Source organism: Arthrobacter sp. ES3-54 (assembly GCF_029504395.1).
GTDB lineage: Bacteria > Actinomycetota > Actinomycetes > Actinomycetales > Micrococcaceae > Arthrobacter.
This window is the reverse complement of the sequence record NZ_JAQFIF010000001.1, coordinates 593488-611074: the sequence shown is the minus strand read 5'-3', so window position 1 is coordinate 611074 and position 17587 is coordinate 593488. Positions and strand designations below refer to the sequence as shown.

The following is a 17587-nucleotide window of genomic DNA, read 5'->3' as shown; positions in this document are numbered from 1 at the left end:
GCTGGGGGCACGCGTAACAAACTCCCGGAGGTAATTCCCCATGGCCAGATTCGACTCTTCCCCCGGGAAAGCCGATAGCCCAGACCCCGCCCAACCCGCCAGCGCGGGAACGAGCGCGGGGAAAAGGAAGCGCACACGGATCCTCGCCGGCGCCGGATTGGTCGCCGCGGCCGCGGCAGCCGCAGTGGTGTTTCCCCTAGCCCTCGGAAGCCCGACACCCGCCCCGCCTGCCGCTTCCGAGACCGCGCAGTCGTCATCACCTACGGCGCTCGCCCCGGCTGAGGTGGGACCCCCGGTCACCTATTACAAACAACCGGGCCCGCCGGCCGGGTCGCCGCTGGAGAAGGTTGAGCCCCTCAATGTCGATGTCTCCAACGACCTGGTGGGCACATCGCTGAACAAGGGCGCAATGGGGATCTCCCTGGAGGCCACGGACCTGGCCGATCCCGACCTCAGCAGCGATAACGCGTCAATGGTGAAGCTGCTCAAGGAGATGGACCAGCCGGTCCTGCGCTTCGGCGGCAACGCCGTGGACCGGCGCTTCTTCTGGACGTCCACAGGCGAGGCCGTCCCGGCCGATTACAAGGGCGACAAGACCCACCCGGTCAAGGCCGTGGGACCGGCAGACCTGACCCGGCTGAAAACTCTCCTGGAGGCCGGTAATGCCAACGTCACCCTCACTGTGGACCTGGGCCACTACAACCCGGCCCGGGCCGCGGACATGGCCAAGAATGCCTCGCAGATCCTCGGTGACCGGCTGCTCAGCATCACCGTGGGCAACGAGCCCAACGGATTCGTCTTCAACGACGTGAAGACCGACGGCTACAGCCTGGAGCAGTACATTCGGGAACTGAAGGACTACGCCAACGCGATCTACGCCGTGGCGCCCAACGTGCCCATCTCCGGACCGGGCGCCTTTGACTCGAAGTGGTGGCAGCCCTTCGTCGATGCGGACCTCCCGCAGAAGAAGATCCTGACGTTCCACCACTACCCGCTCTCCAACTGTGATGGCAGCTTGCCCCAGGACTCGCCCACGATGGCAAACGCAATGAGCCGGCAGATGCACGATCGTGCCGTCGACTACCAGAAGGCGGCCCTCGCGGTGGGTCATGCCGCGGGCCTGGAAACCTGGATTCCGGAAACCGGGATCTCGGCGTGCCCCGGTTCCAACGAAACCTCCCGTACCCACGCATCCGCGCTGTGGGCGGCAGACTATGCCCTCACCGCCGCCCAGCTGGGCATCACCCGAATCAGCTACCACAGCTCGTTGCTGACGTGCAAGGGCGGCCCGCCCCTGTCCGCCATTTGCAGCGCAGGCGCCTACCCGTTCGGCAACGGCCAGATGTCCGGCCGGGCCAACTTCTTCGGCCTGTCAATGGTGGCCGAGCTCGAGGCCGGCAAGTTCATGAAATTGAACAGCTCCGGCGGCGGCCTGGCCTTCAGCTACGCGCTGCAGAACGCGGACGGGAGCACCAGCGTGGTGATCATCAATGAAAACGACCCCCAAAAGGCCGCGCAGACCGACGTCACCCTGAACCTCCCGGGAAAGCCCGTCACCGGGACCATGACCCAGCTCAGCGGCCCCAGCTACTCGGCCGAGAACCAGACTGTCATCGACGGCGCCAAGACCGAGCCCCAGCCCGTCGCCAAGCGCGCCACGGTGCCCGGCTTCGCGTACAAGTCCCAGACCCAGCAGTTCAAGCTGACCGCCGGAACAGTGACGGTCCTGAACTTCAAGTACTAGCCACCTGACGCACCAGCCCGCCGCGGCGGGAACAACGCGGCGGGAACACCAGAGTGCCCCGGTCCACAGGACCGGGGCACTCATTTTTTGATGCAGCGGGCGTTAGTTCAGCAGCGCATCCACGAAGCCTTCGGCGTCGAACGGCGCGAGGTCATCGGCGCCTTCGCCCAGGCCGATCAGCTTGACCGGGACGCCGAGGGACTTCTGGATGGCGACGACGATCCCGCCCTTGGCGGTGCCGTCCAGCTTGGTCAGGACAATCCCGGTGATGTTCACGACCTCGGAGAACACCCGGGCCTGGTTGAGTCCGTTTTGGCCGGTGGTGGCGTCCAGAACCAGCAGCACCTCGTCCACCTCGGCAAGCTTTTCGATGACCCGCTTAACCTTGCTGAGCTCGTCCATGAGGCCAACCTTGTTTTGCAGGCGCCCCGCGGTGTCGATCATGACGACGTCGACTTCCTGGTCGATGCCGGCCTTGACGGCCTCATAAGCCACCGAGGCCGGGTCGGCGCCGTCGATGTCCGACTTCACGGTGGGCACGCCGACGCGCTGGCCCCACGTGGCCAGCTGTTCGGCGGCGGCGGCGCGGAAGGTGTCGGCAGCGCCCAGCAGCACGTCCTTGTCCTCGGCTACCAGCACGCGGGCGAGCTTGCCCACGGTGGTGGTCTTGCCGACACCGTTGACGCCGACCACCATCATGACGGCGGGCTTGTCGGCGTGGCGCTCGATGTTGAGGCTGCGGTCCATGGTGGGGTCCACAAGCTTGATGAGTTCCTCGCGGAGCAATGCCTTGACGTGCTCCGGGTCCCGCGTGCCGATCACCTTGACGCGTTCACGGAGCGCGTCCACGAGCTGCATCGTCGGTTCGGTGCCGAGATCGGCCAGCAGGAGGGTTTCCTCGACCTCATCCCAGACGTTTTCGTCGATCTTGTCCGCCGACAGCAGGGCCAGCAGCCCTTTGCCCAGGACGTTGTTGGACTTGACCAGCCGCTCGCGCAGCCGGGCGAGGCGTCCGGCCACCGGCAGCGGGGTTTCCACCGGCACGGTTTCCAGGCCGGCGGCGTCGTCCGGCACCTCGACCGTTGGTTCTTCGAGCTCGACGGCGTCGTCCGGCGCCGTCCTTGCCGGCGCCGCCGCCGCGGGACGGTCCTCCACAAGGGTCCCGGCTCCCGGCGCCTGCACGGGGTCGTTTGCGTCACGCGTGCCGGAATAGGTCTTGGCGTTCTTCCGGGTCTTCATGAGCACCGGGATCAGCACACCGATGACCACCAGGACAGCGAGAATGGGCAGAATAATGGGGAGGATGTCGTTCACTCCCCTAGCTTCTCACAATCCCCAAATGGGCCGTGGCCAGCGTTTTCGTTCTGCCTAGACGTCCGCGCCGAGCCGCTGGCTGATCACAGTGGAGACGCCGTCGCCGCGCATTGTGACGCCGTAGAGGGCGTCGGCGACTTCCATGGTGCGCTTCTGGTGCGTAATGACGATCAGCTGGCTGGACTCGCGGAGTTCTTCGAAGATGGTGATGAGCCGGCCCAGGTTAGTGTCATCGAGCGCGGCCTCGACCTCGTCCATGACGTAGAAAGGCGAGGGCCGGGCCTTGAAGATGGCCACCAGCAGCGCCACCGCCGTCAGGGAACGCTCGCCGCCGGAGAGCAGGGAGAGCCGCTTGATCTTCTTGCCGGCCGGCCGGGCTTCCACCTCGATGCCGGTAGTGAGCATGTCGGAGGGGTCGGTCAGGACCAGTCGGCCTTCGCCGCCGGGGAAGAGCCGGGCGAAGACGCGGACAAACTGCCGTGAGGTGTCATCGAAGGCCTCGGCGAAGACCTTCTGGACGCGGTCGTCGACTTCCTTGATGATGTCCAGCAGATCCTTGCGGCTGGACTTCAGGTCTTCGAGCTGCGTGCTGAGGAACTGGTGGCGCTCCTCGAGCGCGGCGAACTCCTCGAGCGCCAGCGGGTTGACCTTGCCGAGGGCCGCGAGATCGCGTTCGGCGCGTTTGAGCCGTTTTTCCTGCTCGGCCCGGACGAAGGGCTTGCCCTCGGAAATCTCGCGGCCGTCCTCGTCCACCGGGGCGCGCAGGGCGGCCCATTTGTCCGCCGAGTCGTCGGCCGGCACCGGGACGGGCCGGTCCGGGCCGTAATCGGCCACGAGCTGATCGGCGGTCAGCCCGAGCTCCTCCACGCTTTTGAGTTCCAGGGCCTCGATCCGCAGCCGCTGCTGCGTGCGGGCGAGCTCGTCGCGGTGCACGGAGTCGGTGAGCTCGGCCAGTTCGCGGGCCAGGGCGTCGTTGCCGCTGCGGGCCCCGGCAAGCTCACGGTCCATCGATTCCTTGCGTTCCTCGGCGCTGTCCCGCTCCCGGCTGGCGAGCTCCACGGACACGTCGATGAACCCGATGATCTGCTGTACGGCGACGGCGACGGCCGCGGCTCGCCCGGCTTGGAGCCGGCGGCGGCGGGCCCGTTCGGCAGCTTCCTCGCGGGCGCGGCGTTCGGTGGCGGCGGCCCGTTCCAGCGAGGCCGCCCGGTTGCGGGTGGCCGTGAGCTGTTCCTCGGCGCTGCGGAGGGCGAGCCTGGCCTCCATTTCGGCCGTGCGGGCCAGCGAGGCGGCCAGTGCCAGGGCGTCGCGGTGCTCCGGGGAGGGTTCCTGCTCCTCGGGGGCTTCGGTGGCCGCGGCCAGCCGTGCCGTCACCGCTTCCAGGGCGTCCTGTTCCCTGACAATCTGGGCCTCGGCCCTGGCAAGGGAGGCGGCCAGGCGCTCACTTTCGCCCACGGCGCTGCGCAGCACCGCGTTCAGGTGGCCCAGGCGTTCGGCGACGGCGGCGAGTTTCGCGTCGGAATCGTGGAGTTTCGCAAGGGCCGCGTCCGCCCGGTCCTGGGCCTCGGCGCGCCGGGCCCGGGCGGTGGAGAGGGCGAAGCGGTTGCGTTCGAGTCCGGCGGTGACGGCGGCCAGCTTCGCGGCGGCGTCGTCGACGGCGGCCTGGACTTCCAGCAGCGACGGCGCCGACGCGGATCCGCCGGTCACGGTCAGGGCTGTAAAGACGTCCCCGGCCCGGGTCACGGCGGTGAGCCCGGGGCGGGCTGCGATCAGCTGCGCCGCGGCATCCAGATCCTCGACGACGGCGACGCCCGCCAGCAGGGCGGCCAGCGGCAGGCCGGCGGCGTCGGGGTCCGCAGCCGAAACCAGCTCGGCGGCCCAGCGCGCGCCCGCGGGAAGCGTGCTCCCGCCGGTTAGTGCATCGGCAGACAGCGCATCGGCCAACAGCGGCGAAGCTCCGGCCGGGACGTCGGCGAGCAGCAGCGCGGCGCGGCCGGCGTCGTCCTCGCGCAGCAGCCGCACAGCGGCGGCGGCCGTCTCCGGGTCCCGGACCACCACGGCGTCGGACGCGCTGCCAAGTGCGGCGGCGACGGCAGCCTCGAATCCGGCCTCCACGGTGATCATGGACGCGAGGGAGCCCAGGACCCCGGCCGCCAGATTCCCCGCGGCCGCGCCGAGCACGTGCCCGGAGCCGTCCTTGCGGTTCAGGCCGAGCTGAAGGGCATCGCGGCGGGCCATGAGGGCGCCGCGTTCCCGCTCGCCCTCACGCTCGGCCGCCTTCAGTGCGTCAATTTCGGCGGTGGCCTTGTCGAGGTCTTCGCTCGCGGCCTCGTAATCGGCGTCGAGCGATTCCTCGCCGTCCTCGACGCCGGCCACCTGCGTCTCCAGGGCCGTAAATTCACTGTGCGCGTGCCGGCGGCGTTCCTCGCCGGCCTTTTGCGATTCGCGGAGGCGTCCGAGCTCGGACTGGGCCGACTCGACGCGGGATCGTGCCGCGCCGACCTGCCCGGCGAGCTTGGCCAGGCCTTCGCGCCGGTCCGCGGCGGCCCGGAGCAGGGCCGCGAGCCGTTTGTCCTCGGCGGCGGCGGCCTGTTCGGCATCAAGTTTGGCGGCTGTCGCGGCACCCAGGGCCTCCGTCCGGTCCAGGATCTGCCGTTCCAGCCCGGCCTGCTCGTCGCGGACGCGGGCGGCCTGCTGCTCCAGTTGGTCCGGATCACGGCCGGTGTCCGGAACCGCGTCGGCTGCGCCGAGCAGCCTGCGGCGTTCCTCGGCGAGAGAGCCGAGCGAGCGGAGCCGTTCGCGCCCGGTGGAGAGCGAGTACCAGTTCTCCCGCGCGGCGTTCAGCGCGGGCGTGGCCTCGGCGGCGAGCCGTTCGAGGACTGCCTGGCGCTGCCGTCCAGCCTCGAGGTCGCGTTCGACGACGCCGCGGCGGGCCTTGAGCGCCGATTCATCCGCGACGTCCTGCGCCAGCGCGGACTGCAGCTGGACGAGGTCATCGGCCAGGAGGCGTGAGCGGGCGTCGCGGACCTCGAATTGGACGCTCTGGGCGCGCCGGGCCACTTCCGCCTGCTTTCCCAGCGGGGTCAGTTGCCGCCGGATTTCGCCGGTGAGATCGCTGAGCCGGGACAGGTTGGCCTGCATGGCCTCGAGTTTGCGGACCGTCTTTTCCTTGCGGCGGCGGTGTTTGAGGATGCCGGCGGCCTCTTCGATGAAGCCGCGCCGGTCCTCTGGGGTGGCGTGCAGGACCTTGTCCAGCTGGCCCTGGCCCACAATCACATGCATCTCGCGGCCGAGGCCCGAGTCGGAGAGCAGCTCCTGGATGTCGAGCAGCCGGCAGCCGGCGCCGTTGATGGCGTATTCCGAGCCGCCGGTCCGGAACAGGGTCCGCGAGATCGTGACCTCGCTGTATTCGATCGGCAGGGCGCCGTCGCTGTTGTCGATCGTCAATGAGACGTGAGCCCGTCCCAGCGGCGGCCGGCCGGAGGTGCCCGCGAAGATCACGTCCTCCATCTTGCCGCCGCGGAGGGTCTTGGCGCCCTGTTCGCCCATGACCCAGGCCAGCGCGTCCACGACATTGGATTTGCCCGAACCGTTGGGGCCCACCACGGCGGTGACGCCAGGTTCGAATTCAAAGGTCGTCGCTGAGGCGAACGACTTGAATCCCCGGACGGTCAGACTCTTGAGGTGCAAGGTGCTTCGGTTCTCCTGGTCGGCGGACTGGGCCCGCTGTTCGACGAAAGCATGATTCAGACGGACGCGGGTGTTCGGGACGGCCCCGGATACTTCCAATCTACTGCGGTGTAGCGACAAGTCCGCGCAGAACCCGTGCAAAACCGCGGCTTTTGCCGCAGAATATGCAGGAACTGACCTGCACCGGGCATAGTTAAGCTCTTGGGCTTGCGCTCGAGGGTGCGGCGAACCGCCGGAGCGCAGGACGGACGTGAACAGGGGCTTGATTTTGGTAGGCAACGCAACATTCCGGCACAGCAACACCGCCTTACTTTCGGTGAGCAGTGTCGAAGCTCCGACGATCGTGAGTTCCATGGATTTCGACCGCAGGTTGGCTTCGACCCTCCGGCGGCTGCGGGTCCCCCCGAAGCTGCTCGAACGGGTCGCCGGCATCACGCACCGGCGCTGGTGGGCCCCCGGGACATCGTTCGACGACGCCGCCATCGAGGCGGGCGCAAAGGCCCTGGCCGAGTCCGGCATCGAAGCGTCCGAGATTGGCCTGCTGATCAACACCTCCGTTACGCGCCGCAACCTCGAACCGTCCGTCGCAGTGAAGATCCACCACGGACTAAGCCTGCCGTCGTCGGCCATGAACTTTGATCTGGCCAACGCCTGCCTCGGATTCGTCAACGGCATGACGCTGGCGGCCAATATGATCGACTCCGGCCAGATCAAGTACGCGATGATCGTCAACGGTGAGGATGCCCAGGCAACGCAGGAGGCCACCCTGGCCCGGCTGCAGCGGCCCGAGACGACCCGCGAGGACTTCAACCGCGAGTTCGCCACACTGACCCTCGGCTCCGGAGCCGCTGCTGCCGTCCTGGGCCCGGCTGACCAGCACTCGGGGGCGCACCGCATCCTCGGCGGCGTGATGCGTGCCGGCACCGAGCACCATGAACTGTGCGTGGGCGGCATCGACGGCATGGCCACCGACACCAAGGGCCTGCTCGACGGCGGCCTGAAGCTCGTGGTGGACGCCTGGCACGAGGCCCAGCCGGAATGGGACTGGGCCTCGATGGACCGCTACGTCACACACCAGGTGAGCAATGCCTATACCCAGGCCATCATCAACGCCATTGACCTGGACCCGGACAAGGTGCCGATCACGTTCCCGCACTGGGGCAATGTGGGCCCGGCCTCCCTCCCAATGACCCTCGCGGCCGAAGCGCAGTCTCTCGCAGCCGGGGACCGCGTGCTGTGCATGGGCGTCGGTTCCGGCCTGAACACCGCCATGGTGGAAATCGTTTGGTAGCCGCCGACTGGCCCGGCGTCGACCCCGAATGGTCGCGCGAAATCGATGTGGCGTCCACCTCCGCTGTGGATGAGCCCGGAACCGTGCGCCGCTGGCACCTGCTTGACAACGGTGCCCAGCTCACGCGCCGCGGCCTGACTCCTGCCGGCACCCTGCTGTGCGTGCACGGCAACCCGACGTGGTCCTACCTGTGGCGGACCCTGCTGGGCGCCGGATCCGACCTCGCACATCCGTGGCGCGTGGTGGCGGTGGACCAGCTGGATATGGGCTTCTCCGAGCGCACCGGCACGTTCCGGCGCCTGGAGGACCGGATCAACGACCTGGGCGACCTCACCGCCGCGCTCGGACTGGACGGGCCGGTGGTCACCGTCGGCCACGACTGGGGCGGCGTGATCAGCCTCGGCTGGGCCGTGGCACATCCGCAGCAGCTCGCCGGGGTGGTGCTGACCAACACCGCCGTCCACCAGCCCTCCGCCTCCCGCATCCCGCCGGCGCTGCGGCTTGCCCTGCACCCCGCCGTGCACCGCTGGGGAACGACGACGTCGGACACCTTCCTGCGGGTGACGCATTCCCTGGCCCACCCGCCGCTCGCTGCGGATGTCCGCAGCGCCTTCATGGCCCCCTACCGCGGCGCCGACCGCCGCGCCGGCGTGGGGAACTTTGTCGCGGACATTCCCGCCGACGCGTCCCATCCCAGCTTCCCGACGCTCAGCCGCGTCGCGGAAGGGGTGCGCGGGTTAGGAGTTCCGGCCCTGATGCTCTGGGGCCCGCGCGATCCGATCTTTTCCGACCGGTACCTCAAGGACCTCATCAGCCGGCTGCCGGACGCGAAAGTTCACCGTTTCGAGGGCGCCGGCCACCTGGTCGCGGAAGACCGGGACATCGCCGCTCCCGTCTTCGAGTGGCTTGCCGAGCGCGGCCGGGACAGCGAACACGGCCTTCAGCGGACCGACGCCCCGGCCGACCGGCAGCTGCTGGAATACGGGGCCCAGCCCCTGGAGGCCGGCACCGGGGTCCCGCCGCTTTGGGCGCCGCTCACCGCGCTGGCGGCGGGACCCGCAGCCGGGGATACCGCCGTGGCGGAAATGGCAGCGGACGGCAGCGTCGCCCGCTCGCTCAGCTGGCGGGAGCTGGAACAGAATATCGCCGCCCTCGCGGCGGGCCTGCAGGAAGCCGGTGTAGGGCACGGCAGCCGGGTAAGCCTGATGATTCCGCCGGGCGTGGACTTGACCGTGGTCCTCTATGCCTGCCTGCGGCTCGGCGCGGTGGTCATCGTGGCCGACGCGGGCCTGGGCACCCGCGGCCTGAGCCGCGCCGTGAAGGGCGCCACCCCGGATTTCCTCATCGGAATCGACAAGGCGCTGGCGGCTGCCTCGGTACTCGGCTGGCCGGGACGGCGCATCAGTGTCCGGGACCTGCCGGCCACCCGCCGCCGCCTCCTCGCCGTCGAAACTTCCCTCGCCGCCCTCCGCCGCCGCGGGGCCAGCCCGGAGCTCCCTTGCCGGGATCCGGCCCTGGTTCCGGACCCGGACGCCCCCGCCGCCGTGCTCTTCACCTCCGGCTCCACCGGTCCCGCCAAGGGCGTGCTCTACACGCACCGGCAGCTGGCGGCAATGCGGGATACAGTGGCCGCGACGCTGGGGATCCGCCCGGGCGCACGCCTGGTGGCGGGCTTCGCGCCGTTCGCCCTGCTGGGACCGGCGCTCGGAGCCGTCTCGGTGACGCCCGCCATGGACGTCACCATGCCCCGCACGCTGACGGCCAGCGCGCTGGCGGCCGCCGCCGCGGCCATCGACGCCACGGTGATTTTCGCCTCACCCGCGGCGCTGCGCAACGTCCTCGCGACCCAGGGCGGCCTGAGCCGGACCGGGCACCAGGCCCTGGGGCGGGTGGAGCTGCTGCTCTCCGCCGGCGCGCCCGTCCCCGAGCCCCTCCTCGCCGAGGTGCAGCGGCTGCTGCCCCGGGCCTCGCTGCATACCCCGTACGGGATGACCGAGGCGCTGCCCGTCACCGACATCAGCCTCGAACAGATCCGCGCCGCCGGGGCAGACGCCGCCGCCGGAACCGTGGCGGGGGCCGGCAACGGCGTGTGCGTGGGCTGGCCGGTGCACGGCGCCTGTTTGGCCGTCATCCCGCTCGCCGCGGACGGCACCGCACCCGGGAACAGCCCCGTCACGGAGGCGGGAGTCACCGGCGAGATCCTCGTCAGCGCCCCGCATGTGAAGGAAGCCTACGACAGGCTCTGGCTGACCCAGCGTGAGAGCGTCCGCACGGCCGGATGGCACCGCACCGGAGACGTCGGGCACCTCGACGCCGCCGGCCGGCTCTGGGTGGAAGGACGCCTCGTGCACGTCGTGACGGCGCCGGGTGCTGTGGTGACGCCCGTTGGCGCCGAGCAGGCCATCGAACGCCTGGACGACGTCGGGATGGCCGGCGTCGTCGGGGTCGGTCAGTCCGGGACCCAGGCCGTCGTCGCCGTCGTCGAAACCGTTCCGCCGGTCCGCCGCGCCGGCCCCGCCGTGCCGCACCTGGCAGGCCGCGTACGGGACGCCGCCCGTGCGGCAGGCGTCAGCGTCTCGGCCGTGCTCGCCGTCCCCTCCCAGCCGACCGACATCCGCCACAACGCCAAGATCGACAGGACCCGCCTGTCCAGTTGGGCGTCAAAGGTGCTGGCCGGCGGCCGTCCGGGCACGCCGTGAGGGTCCTCGTCACCGGCGCGAGCGGCCTGCTCGGCCGGGAGGTGGCCGGGCTGCTGGTGCGGCAGGGCCATGCCGTCACCACGTTCCAGCGCCGTCCCTCCGGCGTCGACGGCGCCGCGGACGTCTCCGGGTCCGTCGCGGACGAGGACGCCGTCCGCCGGGCCGTCGCCGGCGCCGAGGGTGTCATCCATCTGGCCGCGAAGGTCTCCTTCACCGGCCGCGCGGCGGAGTTCGACGAGGTGAATGTCGAAGGCACGCGCCGCCTGCTCCGGGCGGCACGCGGGGCCGGCGTGCGGGACCTGGTGTTCGTCTCCTCCCCCTCCGTAGCCAACTCCGGGGCCGCCATCGCCGGGCTGGGCGCCGAGCCGGCGGACCCGGTCCGCGCGCACGGCGACTACTCCCGCACCAAAGCCGAGGCCGAACTGCTGGCGCTGGCTGCGGACTCGCCGGACTTCCGGGTCGCGGCAGTGCGCCCGCACATCGTCTGGGGTCCCGGCGACACGCAACTAGTGGGACGGGTGCTGGAACGTGCCAGCCGCGGCCGCCTGCCGCTGCTCGACGCCGGTGCAGCCCTGATCGACACCACGTACGTGGACAACGCCGCTGCGGCCATCGTCGCCGCGCTGCACCGCATGGAGCACATCCACGGCCGGGCGCTCGTGGTCAGCAACGGCGAACCCCGCCCCGTCGGCGAGCTGCTGGCGGGAATTTGCGCCGCGGGCGGCGTCCCTGCGCCCTCGTGGGCGGTGCCGGGCAGCCTCGCGCGTGCTGCAGGATCGGTGGTGGAGAAGGTCTGGTCCCGGTCCGGCCGGGCTGGGGAGCCGCCGATGACCAGGTTCCTCGCTGAACAGCTCTCCACCGCCCACTGGTTCGACCAGCGCGAGACCCGGGAACTCCTCGACTGGTCCCCCGCCGTTTCGCTTGACGAGGGCCTGGCGAGGCTGGCCGAGCACTACGGCCGGACTCCCCCTACCAGCGGCCCTTCCGTGGCCTGGGCTGGCAGACGGGACAGGTGTAAGAGGAACGGTTCATGAACTGTTCCCGCTTCATCAGGCTGACCCGGCCGGCGGCGGCGCAGCGCTTGCACTCCTGGCCCTCCCGGCCGTAGGCGTTCAGGGAGCGGTCGAAGTACCCGGAAGCTCCGTTGACGTTGACGTAGAGCGAATCGAAGCTGGTGCCGCCGGCGGCCAGCGCATCCGTCATGACCTCGCGGGCGGCGTCGAGGAGTCGCAGCGCGTCGGCGCGGCGCAGGGTGTCGGTGGGCCGGGCATAGTGCAGCTGCGCCGTCCAGAGGGCCTCGTCCGCGTAAATGTTGCCGATACCGGAGACCAGGCCCTGGTCCAGCAGCGCCCGCTTGAGCCCGGTTTTGCGTGCCCGCAGGCGCCGGTAGAAGGCGTCGAAGGAGAACCAGGGGTCCAGCGGGTCCCGGGCAATGTGCGAGGCTTCCTCGGCGATGAGGGGCAGCGGCGTTTCGGCCAGGCCGCCGGGGCCGCCGTCGTCAGTGGGGATGAGCGAGGTGAGGAACAGGCCGCCGAAGATGCGCTGGTCCACGAACCGGAGCTGCTCGGGCATGCCGTCGGCGGGGCTGAGCCGGAGCCTGACCTTGAGGTGTTTTTCGTCCGGAACCCCGGGGTCCTGCATCAGCAGCTGACCGGACATGCCAAGGTGGGCCATGAGCGCGACGGCGGGGGCCGGCTCTGCGGACGGGCGGGGGTCTCCGGACAGGTCACCATTCCCGGACAGGTCACCATTCCCGGACGGGGCGGGCGTGTCCGCCAGCGGCATCCAGAGGAATTTGCCGCGGCGGACCACGTCCAGCACCCGTGCGCCCTCAAGGTTGCCGGCAAAGTCTTCCGGGCCCAAGGCATGCCGGCGCAGGGAACGCGGGTCCAGCACATCGACGGAGGTGATGGTCCGGCCCCGCACCCAGCTCACCAGGCCGCGCCGGACCACCTCGACCTCGGGCAGTTCAGGCAACGCCGCCGCCTAGCTGCCGGTCTGGGTGTTCAGCTGCTGCGGGTCAGGCGCGGACGGGGCGGTCAGCCGGCGCCAGGCGTCGGCGGCGGCTTCCTGCTCGGCTTCTTTTTTGGAGTTGCCGCTGCCGGTGCCGTAGTCGGTGCCGCCGATCCGCAGCACGGCCTCGAACGTCCTGGCGTGGTCCGGTCCGGAGCCGTCCACCGCGTAGTTGATGGTTCCGAGCTGCCGGCTGGCCGCCAATTCCTGGATACTCGTCTTCCAGTCGGTGCCGGCGCCGAGGGCTGCGGCGTCCTGCAACAGCGGGCCGACCAGCCGCATAACCAGCTGCCGGGCCGTCTCGATGTCGTTGGAGAGGTAGGTGGCGCCGATCAGCGCCTCCATGGTGTCCGCCAGGATGGAGGCCTTGTTCTTGCCTTCGGTGAGCTTCTCGCCCTGTCCGAGGTAGATGTATTCGCCCAGCCCAATGCTGCGGCCGATGCCGGCCAGTGCCCTGGTGCTGACGACGGCGGAACGGCGCTTGGCCAGGTCCCCTTCGGGCAGCGTGGGGTTATCGCGGTACAACGCGTCCGTCACGGAGAAGCCCAGGATGGAGTCGCCCAGGAACTCGAGCCGTTCGTTGGTGGGAATGCCGCCGTTTTCGTAGGCGTAGGAACGGTGTGTGAGCGCAAGACGAAGCGTCCCGGCGTCAATAGTGACACCGAGACGCTTCAGAAGCTCTTCAGTTGAAGACATCTTTTTCAGCCTGTTGGCGGATTAGACGTCTGCGACCTTGCGGCCCTTGTATTCAAGGAACAGCGCGGTGCCAGCCGAGTCGGTAACGACCTTTGCCTGGTGCGGCAGGCTGTAAACAACCTGGCCGTTCTCTACGGTCTTCACCAGGTGGGGGGCAGTTGCCTTCCACTGGGAGCGGCGGGCGCGGGTATTCGAGCGAGACATTTTCCGCTTCGGGACAGCCACGGCTAACTCATTTCTCTCTAGAAAAACACTTACAAATCAGTTTTGCCGGTCAGGCTTAGCCAAGTCAGCCAGGGCGGCCCAGCGAGGATCTACGACCTCGTGGTGATGCCCCGGCTCGTCTTCCAGGCGTGCTCCACATTCGGAACAAAGGCCCTGGCAGTCTTCCCGGCACACCGGCTGGAACGGCAGTATGGTGACAACTGCGTCCCGCAACACCGGCTCAAGATCGATCAGATCGTGCTCGACTCGACGTTGCTCTTCTTCGTCTTCTTCGTCGGAGAACACAGCGTCCTCGTAGAAGAAAAGTTCTTGCACATCGACCTCTTGGTCATACGCAAGGGGATCCAGGCATCGGCCGCATTCGCCAGTTACTTCAACGAGCGCGGTTCCTGATACCAAAATTCCTTCGTGTACGGCCTCAAGCCGCAGGTCCAGCTCAACATCCGAGCCTTCCTGCACGCCAATGAGCGCCACGCCAAGATCACTTGGCGCGGGTACATGTTCCGTCAGCGTTCGCATGCTTCCCGGACTGCGTCCGAGGTCCTTGACGTCGAACGCCAAGGGCGAACTAGCATCTCGTTTAATGAGAACTCCTGTTGAACATATGACCGACGTACTATCTTAGCCTGAACTTCCGGACGGACTCAAACCGGGGGCACGCCTGCGGTTCACACCACAAAGCGGCCTTGGATTCGGGCCACGCAACCGGCAGCAGGCCGCCGAGTACCGGTCAAGCTTACACTTTGCGCGCCCGGTTCTGGACCGGCTCGCCCGGAGCCAGCCGTTTCAGCACCGAGCGGGGAACAAAGTCCGAGACGTCCCCGCCCAGGGCGAAGACCTCCTTGATGAGGGTGGAGGACAGGTGCAGGTAGTGGCTTTCCGCCGGCAGGAACACCGTCTCGACGCCGGTCAACTGCCGGTTCATCGTGGCCATCGGCAGCTCGTAGTCGAAGTCCGAGGACGAGCGCAGGCCCTTGACGATCGCGGACACACCGCGCTGCCTGCAGTACTCGGCCAGGAGCCCCTCCCCCACGGGTTCCACCACGATGCCGCGCAAGGACGCGAACGTTTCCTTGGCCATGTCGATCCGCTCCTCAACGCTGAAGCGGTACTTCTTGGCGTAGTTCGTTGACACGGCCACGATCACCTCGTCGAAGAGGCCCGCGGCGCGCGCAATGACTTCAAGGTGTCCATTGTGAATGGGGTCAAAGGAGCCAGGGCAAACAGCGCGTCTCATGCTCCGAACCTACCGTATCCGCGCCGCAGGCCGGGATAACATGGCTGAATGTCCCAGCTCCCTCCCCAGTTCCCGTGGCAGCGCGCCGCCACCGGCGCCAACTTGCTCTCCCCCGACGGTTCGCTGGGCGTCACGATCTTCGAGGAGATGACCACCCTGGCGCTCAGCACGGGCGCCATCAACCTCGGCCAGGGCTTCCCGGACGAGGACGGCCCCGTCGAGATCAAAGAAGCCGCCCAGGCCGCCATCGCCGCCGGAGCCAACCAGTATGCGCCCGGCAAGGGCATCCTGCCCCTCCGGGAGGCGATCGCAGTCCACCAGGAGCGGTTCTACGGGCTGACACCCGATCCCCAGACCGAGATCATCGTCACCACCGGCGCCACGGAGGCCATCGCCGCCTCGCTGCTCGCGCTGGTCGGTCCGGGAGATGAGGTGCTCACGTTTGAGCCGTTCTACGACTCCTACGGCGCCATCATCGGGCTCGCCGGCGCCACGCACGTCACGGCCCCGCTCCTGGCCCCGGATTTCATGCCGGACCTGGCCGCGCTCGAGGCCGCGTTCAGCAACCGCACCAAGGTGGTGCTGATCAACAATCCGCACAACCCGACCGGCGCGGTGTTCCCCCGCGAGGTGCTTGCGCGCGTCGTCGAACTGGCCGAAAAATACGACGCCGTCATTATCACCGACGAAGTGTACGAGCACTTGACCTTTGGTGTGCAGCACATCCCGCTGGCCACCCTGCCCGGCGCGGCCGAGCGCACGCTGACCATTTCCTCGGCCGGCAAGACGTTCTCCTTCACCGGCTGGAAGATCGGCTGGCTCTCCGGACCGGAGCACCTCGTGGCCGCCGCCCGGACGGTCAAGCAGTTCCTGAGCTACAGTTCCGGCACGCCCTTCCAGGCCGCGATCGCGGTGGGGCTGGGGCTCCCGGACGAGTTCTACGCCGGCATCGCCGACACGCTCCGGTACAAGCGCGACATCCTCAGCGAGGGCCTCCGGGCAGCCGGCCTTGACGTCCTGACGCCGCAGGGCACCTACTTCGTGAACGTGGACACCTCTCCGCTGGGAATCACCGATTCCGTGGAGCTGGCCCGCAGGCTCCCGGCCCTCGTGGGCGTCGCCGCGATCCCGGTGCCGGTCTTCTGCCACCCCGACGGCGCCGAGCGCACCCGCAGCCTGCTCCGCTTCGCTTTCTGCAAGCAGCTGCACGTCCTGGAGGAGGCCGCCGAGCGGCTGGCGACCTTGCGCGACAGGCTGTGAGCATGGCCGGGCAGCAACCCGGAGCCACGCGGTTCCTGCGGACCACCGGGCAGCACGCCACGATCGAACCGGATCCCTTTACCGACGGCGGCTTCGTGCTGAGCATCGGCGGCGCCGAACAGTCCCACGTCAACCTGGCCGATCCCGCGGACATCTTCTACGAATACCTGCGCAGGATCGGGCACGTGGTGGACCTCGCCGCCCCGTGGGGCGAGCCCATCAGCGCACTGCACCTGGGCGCGGGCGCCCTGACGCTGGCCCGCTACATCCAGGCCACCCGGCCCGGCTCGGTCCAGTACGCCGTGGAGCTGGAGCGGGAACTGCTGGACTTCGTGCTGGCGCAGCTGCCCCTGCCGGAGGGAACGCAGCTGCACACGGTGATCGGCGATGCCCGCGACGCCCTCGCCGGGCTCCCGGCGGAACTGCGCTTCGACGTCGTGATCCTGGACATCTTCTCCGGGCCCGAGGCGCCGGAACACATCGCGTGCGCAGAGTTCTACCAGGAGGCGGCGGCTCGGCTGACGCCGCGCGGGGTATTGATAGTCAACGTGGGCGACGAACCCGGGCTGACCCTGGTCCGGAGCCAGGTCTCGGCCATGCGCCGTGCCATGGCCGACGTCTCGGCCTTCGCCGAGGCCGGAATGTTCACCGGCCGGTACCCCGGCAACATCATCCTGACCGGGACGCAGGGCCCGTGGCCGGAAGTCTGGACGGCGGCGCTCACGGCGCGCGGCCCGCATCCGGCCAGGCTGCTGGCCGGCGTCGAGCTGGACGTGCTGGCCGGCTAGTCCCCCACCTCTAAATCCACGCCGTCCGCGGCTTCCAGGGCTTCCACGGCTTCAACACCGGGCTCGGCGAACCATAGCCGGGTTTCGCCGTACTTCTTCTCGGCAAACCGTTCCATGCCCTCGGGCCATGCCGGCTCGGGGGTCCGGGATGAGCGTTCCACCACCACGACGGCCCCCTCAGCCAGGTGTGGGACGAGCTTGGCCAGCACGGCAGCGAGGGCCGGCTCGTCCAGGGGGTAGGGCGGGTCCAGGAATACCAGGTCCCAGCGCAGGGCCTCAGCGGTCCGGTCCAGGAAGGATTCGACCTTGGAGCGGTGCACGGAGACCACCTTGCGGCCCGCGACGGTGTTGACAAGGTCCGCGTTGCGCTGGCAGACGGCGCTGGCCTTGGCATCGAATTCGACCAGGTCCACGGAGTCAGCGCCGCGGCTGCCGCTCTCCACACCCAGCGAACCGGATCCCGCGTACAGATCCAGCACTCGGGCGCCGGAAATAGCGTCAAAGGCGTCCAACCGGGAGAACAGCGCTTCCTTGACCCGGTCTGTCGTGGGCCGCGTCAGGCTCCCAGGGACACTGACCAGCGTCGTTCCGCCGGCGGTGCCTGAGATGATCCGGCTCATGGCCGAAGCC

The 17587-nt window shown here is 69.0% G+C and carries 14 protein-coding genes; 6 read left to right on the top strand and 8 right to left on the bottom strand.

Features of this window, described 5'->3' with window-relative positions; translation table 11 throughout:
* The first annotated feature begins 40 nt into the window (after positions 1–40).
* Complete coding sequence (locus M2428_RS02830) at positions 41–1744, top strand: hypothetical protein (RefSeq protein ID WP_277523453.1); 1704 nt, start codon at positions 41–43, stop codon at positions 1742–1744.
* Between the two features lie 102 nt (positions 1745–1846).
* Here the strand turns inward: M2428_RS02830 and ftsY are convergent, their stop codons facing one another.
* Both ftsY and smc read right to left on the bottom strand, forming a co-directional pair.
* Positions 1847–3058 (bottom strand): signal recognition particle-docking protein FtsY, encoded by a 1212-nt coding sequence (gene ftsY / locus M2428_RS02825; RefSeq protein WP_277523451.1) that lies wholly within the window; start codon positions 3056–3058, stop codon positions 1847–1849.
* A 54-nt stretch (positions 3059–3112) separates the two neighbouring features.
* On the bottom strand, positions 3113–6748 hold the full coding sequence (smc, locus tag M2428_RS02820; RefSeq protein WP_277523449.1) for a chromosome segregation protein SMC: 3636 nt from the start codon (positions 6746–6748) through the stop codon (positions 3113–3115).
* 268 nt (positions 6749–7016) lie between these two features.
* On the opposite strand from smc, the gene M2428_RS02815 reads away from it, so the two are divergent.
* The 3 genes from M2428_RS02815 to M2428_RS02805 are packed head-to-tail and all read left to right on the top strand — an operon-like array spanning position 7017 to position 11772.
* Complete coding sequence (locus tag M2428_RS02815) at positions 7017–8039, top strand: 3-oxoacyl-ACP synthase III (protein WP_277523448.1); 1023 nt, start codon at positions 7017–7019, stop codon at positions 8037–8039.
* Complete coding sequence (locus M2428_RS02810; RefSeq protein WP_277523446.1) at positions 8033–10738, top strand: alpha/beta fold hydrolase; 2706 nt, start codon at positions 8033–8035, stop codon at positions 10736–10738. Before M2428_RS02815 ends, M2428_RS02810 begins: the two co-directional genes overlap by 7 nt.
* Entirely contained in the window at positions 10735–11772 is a 1038-nt protein-coding gene (locus tag M2428_RS02805) for an NAD-dependent epimerase/dehydratase family protein (RefSeq protein ID WP_277523444.1), read from the top strand. Before M2428_RS02810 ends, M2428_RS02805 begins: the two co-directional genes overlap by 4 nt.
* Here the strand turns inward: M2428_RS02805 and mutM are convergent.
* The 5 genes from mutM to coaD all read right to left on the bottom strand — a co-directional run bounded on the left by mutM (position 11708) and on the right by coaD (position 14909).
* On the bottom strand, positions 11708–12715 hold the full coding sequence (gene mutM, locus M2428_RS02800; RefSeq protein WP_277523443.1) for a bifunctional DNA-formamidopyrimidine glycosylase/DNA-(apurinic or apyrimidinic site) lyase: 1008 nt from the start codon (positions 12713–12715) through the stop codon (positions 11708–11710). The genes M2428_RS02805 and mutM overlap by 65 nt on opposite strands.
* Before the next feature lie 9 nt (positions 12716–12724).
* Positions 12725–13447 (bottom strand): ribonuclease III, encoded by a 723-nt coding sequence (rnc, locus tag M2428_RS02795; RefSeq protein WP_277523441.1) that lies wholly within the window; start codon positions 13445–13447, stop codon positions 12725–12727.
* 21 nt (positions 13448–13468) lie between these two features.
* Positions 13469–13672 carry a 50S ribosomal protein L32 gene (rpmF, locus tag M2428_RS02790; RefSeq protein WP_056738282.1) on the bottom strand — a complete coding sequence of 68 codons (204 nt, stop codon included), beginning with the start codon at positions 13670–13672 and terminating at the stop codon, positions 13469–13471.
* 36 nt (positions 13673–13708) lie between these two features.
* A complete protein-coding gene (locus M2428_RS02785) occupies positions 13709–14233 on the bottom strand; it encodes a YceD family protein (RefSeq protein WP_277523430.1) in 525 nt (174 codons plus the stop codon).
* A 175-nt stretch (positions 14234–14408) separates the two neighbouring features.
* Entirely contained in the window at positions 14409–14909 is a 501-nt protein-coding gene (coaD, locus tag M2428_RS02780) for a pantetheine-phosphate adenylyltransferase (protein WP_277523428.1), read from the bottom strand.
* Positions 14910–14957: 48 nt separating this feature from the next.
* Between coaD and M2428_RS02775 the strand changes: the two genes are divergently transcribed.
* On the top strand, positions 14958–16169 hold the full coding sequence (locus M2428_RS02775; RefSeq protein ID WP_277523425.1) for an aminotransferase class I/II-fold pyridoxal phosphate-dependent enzyme: 1212 nt from the start codon (positions 14958–14960) through the stop codon (positions 16167–16169).
* Positions 16170–16171: 2 nt separating this feature from the next.
* Positions 16172–16957 (top strand): fused MFS/spermidine synthase, encoded by a 786-nt coding sequence (locus tag M2428_RS02770; RefSeq protein WP_277523423.1) that lies wholly within the window; start codon positions 16172–16174, stop codon positions 16955–16957.
* Here the strand turns inward: M2428_RS02770 and rsmD are convergent.
* Positions 16954–17577: a 16S rRNA (guanine(966)-N(2))-methyltransferase RsmD gene (gene rsmD / locus M2428_RS02765; RefSeq protein WP_277523421.1), complete on the bottom strand. Its 624-nt coding sequence runs from the start codon at positions 17575–17577 to the stop codon at positions 16954–16956. The genes M2428_RS02770 and rsmD overlap by 4 nt on opposite strands.
* Positions 17578–17587: the final 10 nt, after the last annotated feature.